At 73.1% G+C, this 21,342-nt stretch carries 14 protein-coding genes; 6 read left to right on the forward strand and 8 right to left on the reverse strand.

Annotated elements, in window-relative coordinates; translation table 11 throughout:
* Positions 1–14 precede the first annotated feature (14 nt).
* Entirely contained in the window at positions 15–1,538 is a 1,524-nt protein-coding gene (locus tag AB0M29_RS25825; protein ID WP_365386530.1) for an LCP family protein, read from the reverse strand.
* A 127-nt stretch (positions 1,539–1,665) separates the two neighbouring features.
* Here AB0M29_RS25825 and AB0M29_RS25830 point away from each other — a divergent pair, with 127 nt between their 5' ends.
* A complete protein-coding gene (locus AB0M29_RS25830) occupies positions 1,666–2,703 on the forward strand; it encodes a glycosyltransferase family 2 protein (protein WP_365386531.1) in 1,038 nt (345 codons plus the stop codon).
* A gap of 98 nt (positions 2,704–2,801) precedes the next feature.
* On the opposite strand, the gene AB0M29_RS25835 is transcribed toward AB0M29_RS25830, so the two are convergent.
* From AB0M29_RS25835 to AB0M29_RS25850, 4 genes are all read right to left on the reverse strand, one after another.
* Positions 2,802–4,706 (reverse strand): LCP family protein, encoded by a 1,905-nt coding sequence (locus AB0M29_RS25835; protein ID WP_365386534.1) that lies wholly within the window; start codon positions 4,704–4,706, stop codon positions 2,802–2,804.
* A gap of 219 nt (positions 4,707–4,925) precedes the next feature.
* Positions 4,926–6,671 (reverse strand): LCP family protein, encoded by a 1,746-nt coding sequence (locus AB0M29_RS25840; protein ID WP_365386536.1) that lies wholly within the window; start codon positions 6,669–6,671, stop codon positions 4,926–4,928.
* A gap of 151 nt (positions 6,672–6,822) precedes the next feature.
* Positions 6,823–8,052: an LCP family protein gene (locus AB0M29_RS25845; protein ID WP_365386538.1), complete on the reverse strand. Its 1,230-nt coding sequence runs from the start codon at positions 8,050–8,052 to the stop codon at positions 6,823–6,825.
* 192 nt (positions 8,053–8,244) lie between these two features.
* Positions 8,245–8,997 carry a TIGR03089 family protein gene (locus tag AB0M29_RS25850; RefSeq protein WP_365386540.1) on the reverse strand — a complete coding sequence of 251 codons (753 nt, stop codon included), beginning with the start codon at positions 8,995–8,997 and terminating at the stop codon, positions 8,245–8,247.
* A gap of 120 nt (positions 8,998–9,117) precedes the next feature.
* Between AB0M29_RS25850 and AB0M29_RS25855 the strand changes: the two genes are divergently transcribed.
* Together AB0M29_RS25855 and AB0M29_RS25860 are read left to right on the forward strand one after the other, a co-directional pair.
* Positions 9,118–10,269 carry an NDP-sugar synthase gene (locus AB0M29_RS25855; RefSeq protein WP_365386543.1) on the forward strand — a complete coding sequence of 384 codons (1,152 nt, stop codon included), beginning with the start codon at positions 9,118–9,120 and terminating at the stop codon, positions 10,267–10,269.
* A 284-nt stretch (positions 10,270–10,553) separates the two neighbouring features.
* On the forward strand, positions 10,554–11,399 hold the full coding sequence (locus AB0M29_RS25860) for a DNA-3-methyladenine glycosylase 2 family protein (protein ID WP_365386587.1): 846 nt from the start codon (positions 10,554–10,556) through the stop codon (positions 11,397–11,399).
* 660 nt (positions 11,400–12,059) lie between these two features.
* Here the strand turns inward: AB0M29_RS25860 and AB0M29_RS25865 are convergent.
* Genes AB0M29_RS25865 through AB0M29_RS25875 form a run of 3 tightly spaced genes read right to left on the reverse strand, consistent with a single transcriptional unit; the run spans position 12,060 to position 14,891 of the window.
* Complete coding sequence (locus AB0M29_RS25865) at positions 12,060–13,391, reverse strand: coenzyme F420-0:L-glutamate ligase (RefSeq protein ID WP_365386545.1); 1,332 nt, start codon at positions 13,389–13,391, stop codon at positions 12,060–12,062.
* Entirely contained in the window at positions 13,388–14,344 is a 957-nt protein-coding gene (cofD, locus tag AB0M29_RS25870; protein ID WP_365386548.1) for a 2-phospho-L-lactate transferase, read from the reverse strand. The genes AB0M29_RS25865 and cofD overlap by 4 nt, the downstream gene beginning before the upstream one ends.
* A gap of 13 nt (positions 14,345–14,357) precedes the next feature.
* Entirely contained in the window at positions 14,358–14,891 is a 534-nt protein-coding gene (locus tag AB0M29_RS25875) for a cysteine dioxygenase family protein (protein WP_365386551.1), read from the reverse strand.
* A gap of 632 nt (positions 14,892–15,523) precedes the next feature.
* On the opposite strand from AB0M29_RS25875, the gene AB0M29_RS25880 reads away from it, so the two are divergent.
* The 3 genes from AB0M29_RS25880 (at position 15,524) to AB0M29_RS25890 (ending at position 21,282) form a co-directional block, all read left to right on the forward strand.
* Positions 15,524–15,787 (forward strand): WhiB family transcriptional regulator, encoded by a 264-nt coding sequence (locus AB0M29_RS25880; protein WP_031519519.1) that lies wholly within the window; start codon positions 15,524–15,526, stop codon positions 15,785–15,787.
* Between the two features lie 222 nt (positions 15,788–16,009).
* Positions 16,010–19,795 (forward strand): glycosyltransferase family 2 protein, encoded by a 3,786-nt coding sequence (locus tag AB0M29_RS25885; RefSeq protein WP_365386553.1) that lies wholly within the window; start codon positions 16,010–16,012, stop codon positions 19,793–19,795.
* Positions 19,792–21,282, forward strand: a complete 1,491-nt coding sequence (locus AB0M29_RS25890; protein WP_365386556.1) for a DUF5719 family protein — start codon at positions 19,792–19,794, stop codon at positions 21,280–21,282. Before AB0M29_RS25885 ends, AB0M29_RS25890 begins: the two co-directional genes overlap by 4 nt.
* The last annotated feature ends 60 nt before the right edge of the window (positions 21,283–21,342 follow it).

Here is a 21,342-nt window from a genome sequence, read left to right on the forward strand (position 1 = left end):
GCCTTCAGCGGCCCTCAGCAGCCGACCTCGTCGCCCGTCATGGCCTTCTGCTGGGTGCCCGTGGTGTCGGGGCGGTCCACAGTGACCGGGGTCACCGCGTGGAAGTCGGGGCCGAGGGTGACCTGCATCACAGGGCCCTGGTGGTTCACGGCGACGAGTTGGGCCCCCGGCAGCGCGCCGGCCAGCGCCTTCGCCGAGCGGTCCCAGCGGGGGTCGTAGCGGATCACGGTGTGCGCGCTGTGCTGCGGCGCCGTGACCGGGACGCCCGTGGTCGCGAAGCCGGTGGCGCGCAGCGCCTTCTGCGCGGACGTGGCGAGCCCGCTGGTGTCGGTGCCGTTCGCCACCGACACCCGGATCTGCGCCGGGTCCACCGCGACCTTGACGCCCGCCGGGGCCGGGGCTGACGCGGGCGCCGGAGCCTGCGCTTGCGGGCCGCCCCCGCCGCCCTGACCGCCCCCGCCGCCCGGCTGCCCGCCGCCCTGCCCGGACCCGGGCTGCGCCGACTCCCCGCCCGGCTTCCCCGCGGGCGCCTGGTGCGAGGCCAGCGGCTCGTCCGCGCGGATCGCCGCCCACATCGGACCGGCCTTCGCCGTGTCCCACTTCACCGTCGAGCCGATCCCCTTGACCTGGAAGTTCGTATCGCTCAGCGGCACCGAGCCGAACTCCGACGACCGGGTCGAGAACCCCTTCATCCCGCGGGCCAGCGCGATCATGTCCGTCGCGTTGAGCCCCTGGTCGGCGCGGAGCGACCCCAGCACCGTGGAGGCGATCTGGCTCATCTCCAACGGGTTGGTCAGCGCCCCGCCGGAGCTGATCCGGCGCATGATCTGCGCCACGAACCGCTGCTGCCGCTGCATCCGCCCCAGATCCGCCGCCCCGTCGAGATGCCGGGAGCGTACGTACTGCAGCGCCCGCCCGCCGTCCAGCAGCGTCGTCCCCGCGGGCAGGTCGAGACCGGTGTACGCGTCCTTCAGCGGACGCGTCGTGCAGACCGGGACGCCGCCCAGGACGTCGACCGTCTTCATGAAGCTGATGAAGTCGATCTCCAGATAGTGGTCGATATGGACGCCCGTCAGCCGCTCCACCGTGCGCACCGTCAGCTTCGGGCCGCCCGCCGAGTACGCCGCGTTGATCTTCGCGGGGCGGGTGGGACCGGTCGGCGCGTCCGGCCTGACCGGCAGCCGTACATAGGTGTCGCGCGGGATGCTGACGATGCTCACCCGCGACCGGTCCTCCGACAGGTGCACCAGCATGATCGTGTCGGTGCAGTGGCAGGGCGCGCCGCCGAGGTGGAACCGCTGCTTCTCGGCCGGGGCCAGACCGTCGCGGCCGTCGGTGCCGACGAGCAGGTAGTTGGTGCCCTTGGTGCCGTCGGGCCGCCCCTCCATCCCGCCGAACGCGTCCACCCGGCCGATCGCGTCGCTCACCCCGTTGACCAGCCCGTGGCCGATGCCGCTCACAGTGATCACCATCAGGGCCACGCCGCCCGCGATCCTGGTGCTCCAGCGGATCGGCGGACGTCGGCGGGTGGGCGGCACGAGGGGACCTCCGCGGCGGGGCATGGGCGGTGCAGACGGGACAGACCCGTTCAGGCTAGGGACAAATAGGACTGTCGGTCTTGCCCCCACGCACTGGGATCCCCCGTAAGCGGTAACGTTTGCCCCGATGAAATCCGCCAATGACCCCGCGCTCCCGGCCGTCTCCGTGATCATGCCGGTGCTCAACGAGGAGCGCCATCTGCGTAACTCCGTCCGGCACATCCTGGAACAGGACTACCCGGGCGAGCTGGAAGTCGTCATCGCGCTCGGTCCCTCCGCGGACCGTACGGACGCGATCGCGGCAGAGCTGGTCGCCGAGGACCCGCGGGTCCACACGGTGCCCAACCCCACCGGGCGCACCCCCGCCGCGCTGAACGCGGCGATCAACGCCTCCCGGCACCCGGTCGTGGTCCGCGTCGACGGCCACGGCATGCTCTCGGCCGACTACATCGCCACCGCCGTACGGCTGCTGGACGAGACGGGCGCGGCCAACGTCGGCGGCATCATGCACGCCGAGGGCGAGAACGACTGGGAGCGCGCGGTCGCCGCCGCGATGACCTCCAGGATCGGCGTCGGCAACGCGGCCTTCCACACCGGAGGCGCCGCCGCCCCCGCCGACACCGTCTACCTCGGCGTCTTCCGCCGCGAGGTGCTGGAACGGCAGGGCGGCTACAACGAGGAGTTCATCCGCGCCCAGGACTGGGAGCTGAACTACCGCATCCGCGAGGCCGGGCACCTCATCTGGTTCTCACCCGACCTGCTGGTCTCCTATCGGCCGCGCCCCAGCGTGCGGACCCTGGCCAAGCAGTACAAGGACTACGGCCGCTGGCGCCGGGTCGTCACCCGCTACCACCGCGGCTCGGTCAACCTGCGCTATCTGGCCGCCCCGGCCGCGCTGCTGGCCAACCTCGCGGGCGTGGTCGTCGGCGCCGCCGTCACCCCGTGGGCGCTGCTGGTCCCGGCCGCGTATCTGGCCGCCATCACCGTCGGCTCGCTCCCGGCGGGCCGCGGCCTGTCCTTCGGCGCCCGGCTGCGGATCCCGCTGGCGCTGGCCACCATGCACATGTGCTGGGGATACGGCTTCGTCACCAGCCCCCGCTCGCTGGCCCGCCGGGTGATCGCCAGCCGCCGCCCGGCCGTCACCGCCGAGACCGCGGACGCGTAAGCCAGGAACCCGGGAACACAGGAACCCGGAACACACGAGAGGGGGCCCGCCGGATCGGCGGGCCCCCTCCTTCCTGTCGTGCGGCTACCTGACCGGCGTCAGCCCTGCCAGCGGTAGATCGGCTCGACGTCCATGCAGCCCTTGTTGTCCGCTCCGTTGATGACGTCCGCGCTGGTCGGCACGCCGCCCGCCTTCGGCAGCGTCTTGCTGAAGTCCGTGCCGGACTTCCAGTCGGCGCCGACGGTCACGGTGACGGTCTGCGCCGTCGTGGACGACTTCACGTTCGACGCCGGGATCTTCAGCGCCTTGGCGACCGCGGTCGCGTTGGCCTTGCCCTGCGCGCCGCTGCTCGCCGGGTAGACCACGCTGGTGCCGGGGCTCGGCTTCGGCGTCTGGTCGGCGGCGGCCTTGGTGAAGCCCGCCGTGACGAGGGCCTGCGCGATACCGCCCGCACGGTGCGGGACCGCCGGATTGCCCGCGGTACCGGCGGTGCCGTTGACCACGGTGACCGGGATCGTCGCGGACGCCGCCGCGGGCGGACCCTGCGGGGTCGAGGGCGTCGGCTTGGCCGTCGCGGAGGTCTTCGCCTTCCCGTTGGCGTCCATGGCCACATCGCTGCGCAGCAGCGACCACACCGTGGTGGCGTCCGTCGAGGGGACGTAGTGGGCGTTCGGGTCCTTCGGGTCCGCGATGTGCGGCATGGTCAGCATCGTGATGCGGTTCGGCGGCACCGTCTTGAGCTGCATGCCCAGGTCGTAGAGCTTCTTCGGGGTGCCGATCTCCTCGGAGACCTCGAACGCCTCCATCGCCGTGGTGGCGATGTGGTTCAGCCTGCCCGGGTCGGTGAAGAGGTTCTGGCTGCGCAGATTCCTGATCAGCGAACTCATGTACATGTGCTGGGCCTTGGCCCGGCCCGCGTCGCTGCCGAAGGCGTCCCGGGTCCGCAGCCACTGCAGCGCCTGCTGGCCCTTGATGGTGTGGTTGCCCTTGGTGAGCTTCAGCCCGGAGCCGCCGTGCTTGATGTACTTCGTCGGCCGGTCCCAGACGCTGTTCTTCACACAGACCTGCACACCGCCGACCACGTCGGCCATCTTCACCACACCGGCGAAGTCGATCATCAGCCAGTGGTCGATGTAGACACCGGTCAGATTCTGCACGGTGGCCAGCGTGCAGCCCGGCCCGCCGCGGCCCAGCGAGGCGTTGATGATGTCGTTGGTCTGGGCGTACGACTGGTGGGTCTTGGGGTCGGTGCAGGCCGGGATGTCCACCCGGGTGTCGCGCGGGATGCTGACCACCGACATGTTGCTGCGGTCCGCCGACAGGTGGGCGATCATGATCACGTCGGCGCGGGCGCCCTGGCTGTCGGCCGCGCCGCCGAGCTTGGCGTCGGCCGCGCTGTTCCGCGAGTCCGACCCCAGGATCAGGATGTTCATCGGGCTCTCGCCGTCGGCGTTCGCCTTGGGCTTGGCCACGTTGGTGGCGCCACTGCTGCGCTCACCCTTGCGGATCTTCCCCGCCAGGTACTCGTAGTAGCCGTAGGCGGCGCCGGCCGTACCGAGCACCAGCACCGCCGTGGATATCGCGATCCACTTCAGCACCTTGCGTTTTCGGCTCCCCTGCCGCCGCGGGCCGCCACGTCGGTGCCCGCCGCCGTCGCCAGGACCACTGCCCATGCCGGACTCGGTCTCCGGCGGCGGGCCGAACCCGTCGTCGTCGAGCAGCCCGGGGCCGCGCTGGCCCGGGATCTGCTGCCCCTGGTACGGCTCGCCCGGATAGGACTCGCCCTGGTACGGCTCGCCGGGATACGACTGGCCCGGGTAGGGCGCGCCCTGGTGGTGCCCGCCCCCCGCGTGCGGCTGCGCCGGGTACTGGCCGCCGGAGTACTGCCCAGGGCCGGGCGCGTAGGAGCGGGCGTCGTCGCGGTAGAGACCCTCGTCCCATCCGTCGCCCGGGTCCGAGGGAGCCGCTCCGAAGCCGTTGCCCCCTATCGTCCCGTCGCGCATCCGTACCCTCCCCCTCGGCGCGCATCGATATCCACGGACTCCCGGCCGCGCCCCCTTGCGCGGTGTGCGAACGGTGCGCGCCGACGCGCCGCCGCATCCGGGTGTGTCATCCGGGTAATACTCAGTCGTCCTTCTGTCAGACGGCTATGAGTGGCTCGGAGTTGCATGCGAGGGCCATGACTTGTCCGACGCCATGCTGGCGAAACGCTCGAAAACGGGCTACTTCACACAGGCGGTGTTGTCCGCCTGGGTCCGCTGGAGGTCCTTGGGCGCGGCGGTCGGCGGCCCGATCGGGGTGCCCGGCTTGGTGAAGTCCTTGCCGAGGGTGAGGGTCATGTACGCCAGCGGCGCCGCGTTCGTCGTGCCCTGCTTGAGGGCGGAGGCCGGCAGGCCCATCATCGCGGCCAGCGAGCGCGCCTGGTCGGCCTGGTTGGGCGCGTAGACCAGCGTGGTGGTGGCGATCGTCGCGGGCGCGTTGCCGCCGTTGTCCGAGCGGTTGACGCCCTGGGTGTTCTGCAGCCAGTTCACGGTGTCCTGGGCCGCGCCGAACACGCCGCTTCCGTTGAGGACGTTGACCCGCGTGTTGTGCGGCGTCGCCTTGGGCCCGGTGAGCCGCGGGTCCGGCTTGGCGGCGGGCTTCTTCGTCTGGGTGAGCGAGACGTCGTTCTTGATCAGGGAGAAGAGCTGCGGCGCCCTGGTCTGGTCGACGACGACGGTGGCGTGCACCTTCTCGTTGGGGTTGTCGACGACCGGCAGCGTGGTGAAGCTGATGTGCTTGGAGTCCACCTTGCTGAGGTCCTTGGCCAGGCTGGTCAGCTTGCTGACACTGCCGATCGCGGTGTCCACGGTGAGCGCCTTGGTGGCCGCGTCGGCCAGCGTGAACAGCTTCTTCGGGTTGGTCAGGGTGTTGGTGGACTTGATCTGGCGGATCATCGCGCTGAGGAAGTTCTGCTGCAGCTTGATCCGGTCCAGGTCGCTCTGGTTCTTGAGCGCGTGCCGGGTCCGTACGAACTCCAGCGCCTGCTCGCCCTCGATCTTGTGCGGTCCCGCGGTCAGGTTCAGATGCGACTTCGGGTCGACCAGCGGCCGGGCCAGGCAGACGTCCACGCCGCCCACGGCCGTGGACAGCGTCTTCACGGCCTCGAAGTTGACCATCATGAAGTGGTCGATCTTGAGTCCACCGGTCAGCTGCGAGACGGCGCGCATGGTGCAGCCCGGGTCGCGGCCCGCCACCCCGAGGCTCTCGTTGAACTTCGGCGTCGTCAGCCGGGCGGGCGTGCCCGGGATCGTCTTGACCGAGCCGTCCTTCTGCTTCGTCGGGCAGTCCGGGATGGAGGTGACGATGTCGCGCGGGATGCTCATCGCGGTGGCGTTGCTGCGATCGGCCGACACATGGAAGAGGATCGTGGTGTCGGCGTGGCCGACGTTGTCCGCGTCGCCGTACTTGCCGCCCAGGCCCTGCCTGCTGTCGGTGCCGATGACGAGGATGTTCATCGGGCCGTCGCTGACGACGTCCTTGCTGCCCGCGTCGCCGACGTCGACGGTCGTGATGTTGTTGTTGAAGTGCTCGTAGACCAGGTATCCGGCCACCGTGGTCGCCACCAGCAGGAAGCCGACGGTGCCGCCGGTCCAGGCGAGGACCTTCTTCTTGCGGGACATCCGCGGCTTCGCCCTGCGGCGGTTGCGGCTGCCCGCGGCGGCGGTCGCGGCGGCCGCGCCGGTGCGTGCGGCGCGGCGGCCACCGGGGGCGGGGGAGGACGTGGACGCCGCGGGGGAGTCGTCGGGTGTCGGCTCGGCGGCGGACTCGGCGGCGGGTGCGGACTCGGCGTCACCGTAACGGCCCTGCGGCGGCACGCCCGCTGACGGCGCGGCCTCCGGATCCAGTCGCAACTGGTAGGTGCCGGTTGCCGGATCGAGGACCCACTGGTCCGCCGGGTCGATGTTCCTACGGCCTTGCGTGTCCACGGTCGCTCGGGTCCTCCATCCGGATCGGCCGGATCGCTCACACTAGCCCCACAGTTCAGCGCCCCTGCACGCCCGTGACAAATCCACCCCGCTACAACCGGGCAAAACGGTCGATCGCGCCCAGGAGTTGGCCGGAGTTTTTAGCGGGATTTCATTCGGCTTTGCCACAGATGTCGTGGTCGGCGGTGGTCCCGCGGTACGTCGGCCCGCCCGCGGGGCTGCCCTTCGAGCCCGTTCCCGGGCTCGTGCTCGTACCGGGGCTCGTGCGCGTGCCGGGGGTGCCGGTGGCGGGCGTACCGCCGTCGCCGCCGGACGGGGTCTCGCCGGTCACCGTCACCGTACGGTCGTCGCGCAGCGCCGCGAAGAGGGTGTCGGCGGCGGGCTGCACGAGCTGGTCGCGGTTGATGTCGTTGACGTACGGCTCCCGCGGGGCGGTGAGGAACCGCACCGCCCCGGTGGGTATCCGCTCCAGGCTGTGCGCGAGGTCGTACAGCTCGGTCAGCGAGTCCAGGCCGGGGTCCGCGGTCAGCGACGAGGTCGCCGCCGACAGCAGCGGGTAGAGCTTGGTGGGGTTGAGCAGGACACCGTTGCTGCGGACCTTCTTCAGCAGCGAGCCGAGGAAGCCCTGTTGGCGGTCGATCCGCTCGGTGTCGCTGCCGTCGCCGAGCGCGTGCCGGGCCCTGACGTAGCCCAGCGCCTGCTCGCCGTGGAGCGTCTGGCGCCCGGCGGGCAGATCCAGATGCGCCTGGGTGTCGTGCACGGGCTTCGCCAGGCAGACGTCGACGCCGCCCACCGCGTCCACCATCTTCTTGAAACCGTTGAAGTCGACGATCAGATGGTGGTCGACGCGGATCCCGGTCATGTTCTCCACGGTGCGGATCGTGCAGGCCGCGCCACCGGACTCGAACGCCCAGTTGAACTGCTCGAACCGCGCGTGGTCCATGGTGCCGTTGGCGAGCTTGCAACTGGGCACGTGCGCCATCAGATCGCGCGGGATGCTGACCGCCGTGGCGCTCTTCCGGTCGGCCGCCAGGTGCAGCAGGATCGTGGTGTCCGAGCGCTGGGTGCCGCTGTCCTGGCCGTACTTCTCGTTGCCGTTGCCGCGGTTGTCCGAGCCGATGAGCAGGATGTTCTCGGCCGAGGTGGGGCCCTCGGTGGGCCGCTCCGACTCGTGGACCTTCAACTCGGTCTCGGTCACGGTGTCCGTGGTGATGTTGCCGTTGAGGCGCTGGTAGAGGAACCAGGCCGCGCCCGCGGTGCCGAGCACCAACATGGCGGTGCACAGGGCGGCGACGCGCAGCCAGCGGAAACGCTTCCGCCCGGCGGACGCGGACGCCGCGGAATCGGCTTCACCCTGCGGAGCTTCTGCTGGCGTGGTCACGTCGCTGCCCGTCCCTCGGAAGTCGCCCTGGCGCCGGGGAGCGGACTCGAACGTCCGACCGGCACCCGTTCAGACAGGCGAATCGAGGGGTTGGTTGCCTGAGCAACCCGTTCCGTTTGCCGCCGGACCGGTGCGGCGGCCGTACGGTGCGACCGGCCTACGACTCACCGATCCCGTACGGCCCCAAGCGGCTCAGACGTCACGCGTGACGCGCTCGGCGTCCTTCCGCTTGGCGAGCTGGTCGGCCGGCAGCCGGTCGAGGTGACGGCAGAGTACGACCGAGGCGTCCGCGGCCAGCGGGGCGAGCAGCCCGGCCGCGAGCCCGTCCCAGCCGTCGAACGCACGCCCCGACAGCAGCCGGGCACCGGGCTCCAGACCCAGCTCCGCGGCGGACGCCCGCGCCCTGGCGACGACCTCGCCCGCGGTGAGCACCTCGCCGCCCGGCAGCTCCAGTGCGGGGGCGTCCGGGCCGACCGGCGCGTAGGGGGCGAAGCGGTCGCCCTGCCCCGGTACCTCCACCGCGTAGTCCGCGAAGCCCGCGGGCGGCTGCGGGAAACGCCCGCCGAGCGGCCGCAGGGCCAGCGCCACCCGCTCACCGCGGCAGGCCAGCGCGGCCTCCAGCGTGTCCGGGCCGCTCACCACCAGATCGGCCGCGGCCGGGTCGCCGCCGGGCGCCACGACCACACCGGCCGAGAAGCCGGCCAGCAGCCAGACCGCGGTCTGCCAGTGCGCGGGCAGCAGCAGCGCCAGCCGGTCGCCCGGCTGCGCCCCCAGGTCGTCCTGGAGCAGATTGGCCGTCTTGGCCACCCAGTTGGCGAAGGTCGCCACCGACAACTCCACGCGCTCGCCGGTGGCGTCGTCGTAGAAGGTGACCAGCGGGCGGCCCGGATCCCCGCCCAGAGCGGCGTCGAGCAGGGCGGCGGGGGTGGCGGCGTTAGTGGTCACGCGTGCCAGGCTACCCAGTGGCACGCGTGTGGTCCGTACGGGTACAGGTGGGCGCGCCACACCCGACGGACCGTCAGCTGCCGATAACTCAGCTTTACGGCTCATGTCACTATGCATGCCATGCGTGCACACCCCGCCTCCGCGTCCGCCTCCGCCCGCGCTTCCGTCCCGGCCGGGGAGCGTCCCGCGGCGAGAGAGGCCATCCTCCTGGTGGGAGGGAAGGGCACCCGGCTGCGACCGCTCACCGTCCACACCCCCAAGCCGATGATCCCCGCGGCGGGAGTGCCGTTCCTCACCCACCAGTTGGCCCGCGCCCGCGCCGCCGGGGTCGAGCACGTCGTACTCGCCACCTCCTACCTCGCCGAGGTCTTCGAACCGCACTTCGGCGACGGCTCGGCGCTCGGCCTGCACCTCGAGTACGTCACCGAGACCGACCCGCTCGGCACCGGCGGCGCCATCCGCAACGTCGCGCACCGCCTGCACTCCGCCCCCGGCGAACCGGTCCTGGTCCTCAACGGCGACATCCTCACAGGCCTCGACATCCGCGCCCTGGTCGCCACCCACCGCGACACCGGCGCCGACATCTCGCTCCACCTCACCCGGGTCGAGGACCCGCGCGCCTTCGGCCTGGTCCCCACCGACGCGGCGGGCCGCGTCACCGCCTTCCTGGAGAAGCCGCAGACGCCCGAGGAGATCGTCACCGACCAGATCAACGCGGGCTGCTACGTCTTCACCCGCTCGGTCATCGACACCATCCCCAGCGGCCGTCCCGTCTCCGTCGAGCGCGAGGTCTTCCCCGACCTGCTCGCCACCGGCGCCCACCTCCAGGGCATGGTCGACAGCACCTACTGGCTCGACCTCGGCACCCCGCAGGCGTTCGTCCGCGGCTCCGCCGACCTCGTCACGGGCCGCGCGCCCTCCCCGGCCGTCCCCGGCAGGCGCGGCGAGTACCTGGTGCTGCCCGGCGCCCAGGTCGCCGCCGACGCCAAGCTCAGCGGCGGCACCTGCGTGAGCGCGGGCGCCGTCATCGGGTCCGGCGCCCGCGTCGACGGCAGCACCGTGCTGGCCGGAGCGGTCGTCGAGCCCGACGCCGTCGTCAAGAACTCCCTGGTCGGCGCCCGCGCCCACATCGGCGGCCGTACGGTCCTCGACTCCGTCGTCGTCGGCGACGGCGCGCACATCGGCCCGGACAACGAGTTGCGGCACGGGGTGCGGGTGTGGTGCGACGCGCGGATCGACGGGGGTGCGATCCGCTTCTCCTCCGACCAGTAGGGGGGGCGGGGCGCGGCTTGTGTCGCGGCTGATCCCGGCTGACCTGGGCTGTTCCCGGCTGACCGTCCGGGTGGGCGGCGCCGGGCGCGGGCGGCGGATACCCTCGCGGGGTGCACTCACCGCGAACCCGTCCGACCCGGACCCAGGTGAGCGGCGCCGCCGCCCGCGTCCCGGCGAGCCGCCGCGCCGACGCCGGGACCGCGTCACCGGCCGCGTCCGCCGCGCCGCGCACCCGCACCTGGTCGCCCGACGGGCCGCTCGACGTACGCCGCACCCTCGACCCGCTGCGCCGCGGTCCCGGCGACCCGGCCTTCCGCACCACCCCGGACGGCACCGTCTGGCGTGCCAGCCGCACCCCCGAAGGCCCCGGCACCCTCCGGCTGACCGGCAGCCCCGCCACCATCGAGGCGCACGCCTGGGGGCCCGGCGCGCAGTGGCTGCTCGACGCGCTGCCCGCGCTGCTCGGCGCGTACGACGACCCCGCCGCGTTCACCCCGCGGCACCGGCTCGTCCACACCGCCCACCGGCGGCACCCGGGCCTGCGGCTGACCCGGACCGGGCTCGTCCTCGAGGCCCTCGTCCCCAGCGTCCTCGAACAGAAGGTCACCACCGCGGAGGCGTACCGCGCCTGGCGGCTGCTGCTGCACCAGCACGGCGAGGCGGCTCCCGGGCCCGCGGGCCGCATGCGCGTCATGCCCGACGCACGGGGCTGGGCCCTCATCCCGTCCTGGGACTGGCACTGCGCCGGCGTCGACAACAAGCGGGCCTCGACGATCCTGCGGGCCGTGCGGGTCGCTGCGCGGCTCGAGGCGTTGACGGCGCTCGCGCCGGAGGAAGCCTCTGCCCGGCTTCAGGTACTCCCAGGGATCGGCCCCTGGACGGCCGCCGAAGTCCTGCAGCGCAGCCACGGGGCCCCCGACGCGGTGACCGTCGGCGACCTCCACCTGCCTCACCGCATCGGCTTTGCCCTCACCGGGGAGCGGCGGTCCGACGACGCCACCATGCTCGAACTTCTGGCCCCCTACGCCGGCCAGCGCCACCGCGCCGCCCGGCTCATCCTCCTCAACTCCCCCTCCCCACCCCGCCACGGCCCCCGCCTGGCCCCCAACCCCCCGACCCCCCACTCCTGACCTCACCCCCTGTTTTTCCCACCCGCACCACCCGTGCGAGTGCGTTTCCGTCTGCCGGTCTTCTGGTGGGTGGGGTCGGCGCCGCGCCGGGGTATCTCCTCGGGCGCCAAACACTTGCCGGGTGAATCTGCTTCTGCGGGGGGAGTGTTCGGCGCCCTGCGGGGACACCCCGCCACGTCCCCTCCCAGGCCGGATGGCGGCTGCCGGTCCACTGGGGGTGATGACCGGGCCCCCTCCGGGGGCCCACAGACGGTGCCCCCAGGGCGCCCCGGACGGCAACCCACCCATCCAGGCTCACCAACCCCGACCCCCCCCGGGCTCACGGACCTAGGCCCGCCCACCCGTCCAGGCCCACCGGCATAGGCAACCCACTCACCGCCAGCCGACCCGCCCACCCAGGCTGGCCCACCCACCCCAAGCCCGCCCGCCCGGGTCGGCCCACCCACCCCGAGGGGACCCACCCACCCGGGCGCACCCACCCACGGAGGGACCCGGGGGTGCAGGCGGAGGGTTTCGAAATGCTGCCGGATATTTGTGGCGGGGGAGAGGGTGCGGGTAGGGGGTGGCAGAAGCGCCGTAAATATCCGATTTCGAAGCCCTGCGCCGGAAGCCCCGGGGCCCGGCCCGCCAGGCGGACCAGGCCCCACCTACCCGGAAGCCTCAGCGGACGGCGATGAAGCCGTCGACGTCCCGTCCGCCGCGGGGAGCAGGGGAGGCGGCGGGGCGGCCGATGGCGACGGCGCCCATGGGGTCCCAGTCGGCGGGGAGGTCGAGGACGTCGCGGACGACGTCGCGGCAGAACATGGTGGAGGAGACCCAGGCGGAGCCGAGCTGTTCCCCGGCGAGGGCGACGAGGAAGTTCTGGACGCCGGCGCCCATGGCGACGACGAACATCTCGCGTTCGGCGGCGAGCCGCCGCGCGTCGGGGTAGGGGTGAGCGCCGTCGGCGATGAGGCAGGGCACGGCGAGGTAGGGCGCGCGGCGCAGGACGTCCCCGCGGCGGAGCCGCTTGGCGACGCTCTCCTCGGAGAAACCGTCACGGCGCAGGTCCGCCGCCCAGGCGTCCCGCATGGCGTCGAGCAACCGCACCCGCACCTCGGCCGACTCGAGCAGGACGAACCGCCAGGGAGTGGTGTGGTGCGGCGCGGGAGCGGTGACGGCGAGCGCGACGGCACGGCGCACCGCGGCGCCGTCGACCGGCTCGTCGGTGAACTCCCGTACGGTCCGCCGCAGCGTCACCGCCTCCCGCACGGCCTCCGACGTCCCGAGCCGGAACATGTCGTTGGCGGAGTCCCGTACGAGCGGCCGAGCGCCACTGTCGGCGTCGCCGTCCGCGTCGGCCTCAGCGGAGCCGAGGAGCACCGAAAGCCCCCGCACCACCGCCACCGGCACCCCGCTGACCTTGCCCTTGACGAGATCCCCGGCGGCAGCCAACTCATCGGCGGTGGCCGTGACCGTCGCGTTCAGGAGGTTGCCGTGGGCGTCCTGCCCGCCCCGCAGGTCGTCCAGGACGCGCACCCCGGCGGCGCCGATCGCGACGTCGGTGAGCCCCTCGCGCCAGGGGCGCCCGAAGGTGTCGGTGACGAGGACGCCGACGTCGACGCCGAGGTCCTCGCGCAGGCCCTCCCGGATGCGCCGGGCGGAGGCGTCCGGGTCCTCGGGGAGCAGCAGAACCGTTCCCGCGGCGGTGTTGGAGGCGTCGACCCCGGCGGCGGCCATCACGAAGCCGTGCCGCGTCTCGACGATCCGGGTCGGCCCGCGCCGCGCGACCAGCCGCACCATCTCGGCGTCTATCGCGGCCTCGCGGTCGTCCGCCAGGACGACCCGCCCCTCGGCCTTGCTGACGATCTTGGAGGTGACCAACAGCACGTCACCGTCGGCGAGTTCGACCCCGGTGGCGGCGATGAGCTTGGCGATGTCCGCGCCGGCGGCGACCTCGCCGATGCCGGTGACGCCGAAGACCTCGTAGCGCGGGGCGGCGGGCGCGCTCATGCCCGTACCTCCTCGGCGAGAGCGAGCGCCTCGCGGGCCATCTGCGCGGTGGCCTCGGGGCTGTCCATGAGCAGCGGTACGGCGCGGCAGCGGATACCGGCGGCCTCGACCTCGGAGACCGTGGCGGCGTCGGTGGTGTCGACGAGCCAGCCGTCGAGCAGTCCCGAGCCGTAGTGCGCGGCGACGGCCGCGGCCGTCGACTCGACGCCGACGGCGGCCAGCACCTTGTCGGCCATGCCGCGTACGGGTGCGTCGCCGATGATGGGGGAGAGGCCGACGACGGGCACGCCCGCCTCGGCGATGGCCTCGCGGACGCCGGGGACGGCGAGGATGGTGCCGACGCTGACGACGGGGTTGGACGGCGGGAAGACGATGACGTCGGCCTCGGCGATGGCCTCCAGGACGCCGGGCGCGGGCTTGGCGCCCTCCGCGCCGACCGGCACCACGGCGAAGGCGGGCACCGCGGCGCGCAGCCGTACCCAGTACTCCTGGAAGTGGATGGCCTTGCGCTCGCCGTCGACCTCGACGAGCACATGCGTCTCGATCCGGTCGTCGGACATGGGGATGAGGCGTACCCCGGGCTTCCAGCGGGCGCACAGCGCCTCGGTGACCGCGCTGAGCGGGTAGCCGGCGCCCAGCATCTGGGTGCGGACGATGTGGGTGGCGAAGTCGCGGTCGCCCAGGCCGAACCACTCGGGTCCGACGCCGTACGCGGCCAGCTCCTCCTTCACCGCGAAGCTCTCCTCCGCGCGCCCCCAGCCCTGCTCCTCGTGGATGCCGCCGCCGAGGGTGTACATCACGGTGTCGAGGTCGGGGCAGACCTTCAGACCGAACAGATGGATGTCGTCTCCGGTGTTGCCGATGACGGTGATGTCCGCCTCCGGCGCCGCTGCCTTGAGGCCGCGCAGAAAGCGCGCTCCTCCAATACCTCCGGCCAGAACCACGATTCGCATGGTCCCCAGTCTGTCAGCCCGTCGTCGCGGGCTGGGCCGCAAGGGCCTGCCCGAGTACCTTTCCGGGCCGGTCGGAGGTGCACGCGTGCGGCGTCATCTCGGTGAGGCCGGGGAAGTAGACGTGCAGGCTGACGGCGGGTTCCAGGGAGTCGTTGACCACCTCGTGGACATAGCCGGGGGCGAAGGCGCGCTGGTCGCCGCCGGTGAGCGCGCGGGCGGTCTCGCGGCCGCCGGACACCGCGCGTTCGCGCAGCTCGCCCTGGAGGACGGTGAGGACGCCGGAGGAGCCGCCGTGGTCGTGCAGCCCGCTGCTCTGGCCGGGCAGCCAGCTCAGCAGCCACACCTCGTAGCCGGGACCGGTCTGCAGCCGGGCGTACCAGCGGGTGGTGGCGTCGTAGCGGACCAGCGGGGCCCAGCGGGCGCGGTCGGCGGCGATGGTGCGGGCGAGTCCGGCGAACTCCGCGACGGTGCTGGGGTGTTGCGGCACCGGGGGGAGCAGGTGGGGCAGCGCGAGCGGGTCACCGGCGATCGAGACGTCGCTGTACATAAAGGTGTGTTCCTTGTGGTGTGCGCGAGTGGCGGGGTGGCGCCAGGGCCGTCACAGGGCCCGGCGGGGACTCAGCGGCAACAACAGGAACGACAACAGCTCTGCGCGAGGGCAACGCGGCGGGACTCGCGGCGGCGAGTCCTGGTGGGTGCGTTGTGCTCAGCGGGCATGCCGTCCAGGAGACCGGTCGCGGGCAACGTTTGTCAACTGGATGTCGGGTATGTCGCAAATCTTTCACCTGATCCGGCTGGATGGATTGGTGAAAGGTTTGTGCGCAGAAGTGTGCGGATAAGCGGTGCAGCATCCGCTCACAAGCGCGTTCTGCTGTTGTGCTTCTGTGATCGGAATGTGATCCACAACGCTTCACCCGGGCGGGCGGAACGGTGCGCGAAGCCGCAGCGTCTGACGAGGTGTGAGCGGTGGCTCCACCGGACCACGGTTGACGGATGCATGCGTTTAGGCAGATATCAACACTTTCTGTCACCTCTTGGTTCAGCGGAGTGAATAACGGGCCCAATAGCAGATCTCGGCTTGACTGGCCCGGATCGGCACACTTGTAATTTCACTCGTGTCGTTCAGCCGCACATGGGACGGCCGCACCACGGGGACAGCACGACAGATGAGGGGCGCGCATGACCGAGCAGTTCCAGTTGCTGCTGGCTGAAGAGGCCGACGAGGAACTCGGCTGGCAGGAGCGCGCGCTGTGTGCGCAGACCGACCCCGAGTCGTTCTTCCCCGAAAAGGGCGGTTCCACGCGTGAGGCGAAGAAGGTCTGCCTCGCCTGCGAAGTCCGCTCCGACTGCCTGGAGTACGCCCTCGCCAACGACGAACGCTTCGGTATCTGGGGCGGACTGTCCGAGCGGGAGCGCCGCCGGCTCAAGAAGGGTGTCGTCTGAGCCCGCCGGCGACCCCGCCCGACCGGCCCGCGCACGGCGGCCGCACCGCCCGTACAGCCCGCTTCCCGCGCCCACCGGCACGGGAGGCGGGCTGCCGTTGTTCTCACACCCGGACGGCGTCACCGGCGTAAGCCGTTAGTGTGGGGGCCCGTCCGAGACGTGAGGGCGCCCGCAGCGGGCGCCGCGTCAACCGCAGTCCAGCGAACCGGGGCCCGAACCTCGATGTCCGTGAACAGCCCAGCACCGGCCGCCTACCCGGCCGGCACCCCTGAGTTCCCGCGCCACGTCGTCACCGCCGTGCTCGTCGCACACGACGGCGCCCGCTGGCTGCCCAAGGCACTGTCCGGCCTGCTCGCCCAGGAGCGGCCGGTCCAGGACGTGATCGCCGCCGACACCGGCAGCGCGGACGACTCCGCGCGGCTGCTCGCCGACGCGCTCGGCGACCAGCGCGTGCTGCACCTGGCCCGCCGTACCGGCTTCGGCGCCGCCGTCGACGAGGCCGTACGCGCCGCCGCGCCGCTCACCGCCGAGGACCTGCCGTACCTCCAGCGCCGCAGCGGCTGGGACCCCGTCAGCCGCAGCTGGAACGACGACGCGTACGACCAGCCCGAGCAGCCGCACGGCGAACCCGTCCAGTGGCTGTGGCTGCTGCACGACGACTGCGAGCCCGACACCGGCGCGCTGGCCGCGCTGCTGCGCACCGCCGACGCCTCGCCGTCGGCCACCATCATCGGCCCGAAGCTGCGCAGCTGGTTCGACCGCCGCCAGCTCCTCGAAGTCGGCGTCAGCATCGCCCGCAGCGGCCGCCGCTGGACCGGTCTCGAGCGCCGCGAGCAGGACCAGGGCCAGCACGACCAGGTACGCCAGGTGCTGTCCGTGTCGTCCGCGGGCATGCTGGTCCGCCGCGACGTGTGGGAGGAGCTGGGCGGCTTCGACCGCAGGCTGCCCCTGATGCGCGACGACGTCGACTTCTGCTGGCGCGCCCAGGCCGCGGGCCACACCGTGCTCATCGCCCCCGACGCCGCCATGTGGCACGCCGAGGCCGCCTCCCGCGAGCGCCGCCCCGTCGACTGCGCGGGCCGCTCCGCCGTCAACCCGCACCGGGTCGACAAGGCGGGCGCCGTCTACACACTGCTGGCCAACACCAGCGGCCGGATGCTGCCGTACGTGGTCCTGCGGATCGTCGTGGGCACCCTGCTGCGCACGCTCGCCTATCTCGTCGGCAAGGTGCCGGGCCAGGCCGTCGACGAGATCGTCGGGCTGGTCGGCGTCCTGCTGCGCCCCGGCAGACTGCTCGGCGCCCGCCACCGCCGCGGCCGTGGCGCCGTACCGCCGTCCGAACTGCGCCCGCTCTTCCCGCCGCCCGGCGCGACGGTACGGGCCACCGTCGACCAGATCGTCAGCAATGTCGCGGGCCGCGCCGACGCCGCGTCCGCCGCGGCGGGCAGGCACGGCGGCGCCGTCGAGTCAGGACCCGGCGACGACGAGGGCGACTTCCTGGAGGTCGAGCAGTTCGCCCGGCTGAAGCGGATCGCCCGCAAGCCCGGCCCGATGCTCTTCGTCGTGCTGCTCGTCGTCTCGCTCGCCGCCTGCCGCTCGCTGCTCGGCGGCGGCTCGCTCTTCGGCGGGGCGCTGCTGCCCGCCGACCCCGGCGCCTCCGACCTGTGGGGCACCTACGCCGGTTCCTGGCACGCGCTGGGCACCGGCGGCACCCAGGCGGCGCCCCCGTACCTCGCGGTGCTCGCGTTGTTCGCGACCGTGCTCTTCGGCTCCACCTCGCTCACCCTCACCCTGCTGCTGGTGGCCTCGGTGCCGCTGGCGGGCATCTCCGCGTACTTCGCCTCCCGGCCGCTGGTCGAGTCCCGGCTGCTGCGCGCCTGGGCCGCCGTCGCGTACGCCTTCCTGCCCGCCGCGACCGGGGCGCTGGCGGCCGGACGTCTGGGCACCGCCGTCCTGGCGATCCTGCTGCCGCTGATGGCGCGCGCCGCCGTCGCCATGGCGGGCCTGCAGCTCACCGGGAGCGCCATCGACCGCGGCGCCCGCCCCGGCTGGCGGGCCACCTGGGCGCTGGCGCTGATGCTCACCTTCACCACCGCCTTCACCCCGATCACCTGGCCGATCGCCCTGGTGCTGGCCGCGGCCACCGTCGCCTGGCGGCTCGTCACCGGCTACCGGCAGCTGCTCGTACCGCACCTGCTGCGCTTCGCGGCGCTGCTGGTCACCCCCATGGTGCTGCTCGCGCCCTGGTCGCTGACCCTGCTCGCGCACCCCGGCCGCCTGCTCCAGGAGGCCGGACTGCCGTACGGCACCAAGGGCGCCGGCGGCCTCGACCTGCTGATGCTCAGTCCCGGCGGCCCCAAGGCGTCCGGCGGGCTGCTGCTGATCGGCCTGGTGCTCGCCGCGCTCGCCGCCCTGATGCGCGACAGCCGCCGCCAGGCGATCGTCGCCGCCTGGGCCGTCGCCGCGACCGGACTGCTCTTCGCCGTCATCGAGAACGGCAAGGCGTGGGCGGGCCCCGCCACCCTCGTCTACGGTCTGGCGCTGCTGGCCGCCGCCGCGATCGGCGCCGAGGGCGCCAACGAGCGCATCGCGGCCAGTGGGTTCGGCTGGCGGCAGCCCGTCGCCGGACTCATCGCGCTGGCCGCCGCCGCGGCGCCGCTGCTCGCCGCCTTCACCTGGGTCGCCGACGGAGCCGACGGCCCGATCAAGCGTCACGACCCGCAGCAGGTCCCGGCGTTCGTCGCCGAGGAGAGCACCTCGCCCGACCAGCCCCGCACCCTGGTGCTCAGCGGCACCGCGGGCCAGGTCTCCTACGCACTCGTACGCGGCTCCGGCGCGCGGATCGGTGACGCGGAACTCGCCGCGGAGGCCGGGCGCGACAAGGAACTCGACACCGTGGTGGCCAACCTGGTGGCCGGTTCCGGCGCCGACCAGGGCAGCCGGCTGGCCGGTTACGCGGTCCGCTACGTCCTCGCCCAGAAGGGCTCGCCGCGTGGGATGGGCCGGGTGCTCGACAGCACCCCCGGCCTGTCCCGGGTCAGCCAGGCGGACGGCAGCGAGCTGTGGCGGGTGGACACGCCGGTCTCCAGGATGGCGATCACCAGCAGCGGCGCGCAGCCCGTGGGCGTCGGCTCCGGCCGCGTCGAGGCGCACACCAAGATCCCCGCGGGCCCTTCGGGCCGCGTCCTGCGGCTGGCGGACTCCGCGGCCTCGGGCTGGCACGCCACCCTCGACGGCACCGCGCTCACCCCGACCACGGTCGACGGCTGGGCGCAGGGCTTCCAGCTCCCGCCCAACGGCGGACGGCTCGACGTCACCTTCGAGGAGCCCGTCACCCACATCGGCTGGCTCGGCGCGCAGGGCTTCCTGCTGCTGGTGGCGATCGTGCTGGCACTGCCCGGCCGCCGCCGCGAGATCGACGACGACCTGCCCGAGGCGGACGCCGCGAGCGCCGTCGAGATCCCGGCGCAGGCCGGTGGCGAGGGCCGCCGCGCCCGCCGCCTCCAGGCCGCCGCGGAGGCCGAGGCCGCTGCCGCCGCCGCGGACGACGACGCCGAGCCCGGCACCGGGCCCGCCGCGCCGATGCCACCGGACGGGCCGCCACCGCCGCCACAGGCGCCGTACGACCCCGCGGAGGGCGGCTACGACCCGTACGCCGTCCCCGCCGGTGTCCACGGCGACCCCGCGGACACCGGCGAGCAGCCGTACTACGCCGGCTACCCGGCGCAGGCCCCCGCCCCCGGCTACGCGCCCGACTCGAACCAGCAGCAGTGGGAGGGGCAGTACGCCCCCGAGCAGGGCGGGTACGAGCAGCAGCAGGGCGGATACACCGACCAGTACGGCTATGTGCAGCAGCAGCCGGCCTACGACCCCTACGCGACCACCGGGCACGACGGGACGGCGGCGTACGACGAGCAGGCCGCCTACGGTGACCCCGCCGGATACGCCGACCCGGCCTCGTACTACCCCGAGGGCGATCCGCGCCGGGACGGGAGCGACCACCAGTGAACCGCAGCACCATCTCCCTGGCGGGCGCCGCCGCCGCGCTCGCCGTACTGACCGGCGCCGCGGTGCTGACCGGCGCGGGCGACCCGGCGGCGGCCCATGTGGGCACCGCCGCCCGGCTGCCGATCCAGCGCAGCACCCTGCTGTGCCCGCAGCCGTCCTCGTCGGAGTTCGCCACCACCACGTACACGTCCTTCACGCCGCAGGGCCCGGGCGGCTCGGCGGGCAGCGGCGACAGCGGCACCGGCGGGACCAGCCCCAAGGCGCAGCTCGTGCCCGCGGCCGCCAAGGCCAAGCCGCTGGCGCCGCTGACGGCGGTCGGCAAGCCGGTCACCACCTCGACCGACAAGGCCGAGGCGCCCGCGCTGATCGGCACCGCCGACGGCCCACTGGCCCCGGGCTGGACCGTGCAGCAGACCACCGTGGTCGACGAGGGCTCCGCGCGCGGCCTGTCCGGGCTGTCGTGCGTCGCCCCGGACAGCGAGTTCTGGTTCCCCGGCGCGAGCACCGACACGACCCGCCAGGACTATCTGCACCTGGTCAACCCCGACGCCACGCCCGCGGTGGTGGACGTCGAGCTGTACGGCAAGGACGGCCTGCTCAAGGCGTCCACCGGCGACGGCATCACGGTGCCCGGCCAGAGCTCGGAACCGGTGCTGCTGTCCACGCTCGTCGCGGACAAGGCCCCCGACCTCACCGTGCACGTCGTCGCCCGCAGCGGCCGGGTCGGCGCGGCCGTCCAGGCCGTCGACTCCAAGCTGGGCAGCGACTGGCTGGCGCCCGCGACCGACCCGGCCACCAGCCTGGTGATGCCCGGCATCCCGGCGGACGCCAAGTCGGTGCGCCTGGTGGTGTACGCGGTCGGCACCGACGACGCGGACGTGACGCTGCGGCTGGCCACCTCGACGGGCACGATCACCCCGGCCGGGCACGAGACGCTGCACGTCAAGGCCGGGATGACCACGGCCGTCGACCTCGGTGACGTCACCAAGGGCGACGCGGGCTCGCTGCTCATCGGCTCCAGCACCGTGCACGCGCCCGTCCCGGTGGTCGCCGCGCTGCGCGTCACCCGGGGCAACGGCACCAAGCAGGACATGGCGTTCCTGCCCGCCACCTCGCGGGTCGAGACCCGGGCCACCGTCGCCGACAACCGCGCCAAGGCGTCGACCCTGTCGCTGACCGCGGTCGGCAAGGACGCCTCCGTGAAGGTCACCTCGTCGGCGGGCACCTCGGGCGGCACCGCCGTGACGAAGACCGTCACCGTGAAGGCGGGCACGACGCTCGGCTTCCAGCCCGCGCCGCCGGACGGCGGCAAGGGCGCGTACGCGGTGACGGTGGAGCCGGTCTCCGGTGGCCCCGTCTACGCCTCGCGGATGCTGTCCCTGCCGCTCAACGGGGTCCCCATGTTCACCCTCCAGCCGCTGCCGGACGACCGCGGCATGGTCGAGGTGCCCCAGGCGGGCCCCGACCTGACGATCCTCAACCGCTAGCGGCGCCCGCTCCGAGCGCGTCCGATCCGGGACGCGCTCGGACCTGGCGGCGGCCGACCC

This window comes from Streptomyces sp. NPDC051976, assembly GCF_040680795.1.
GTDB lineage: Bacteria > Actinomycetota > Actinomycetes > Streptomycetales > Streptomycetaceae > Actinacidiphila.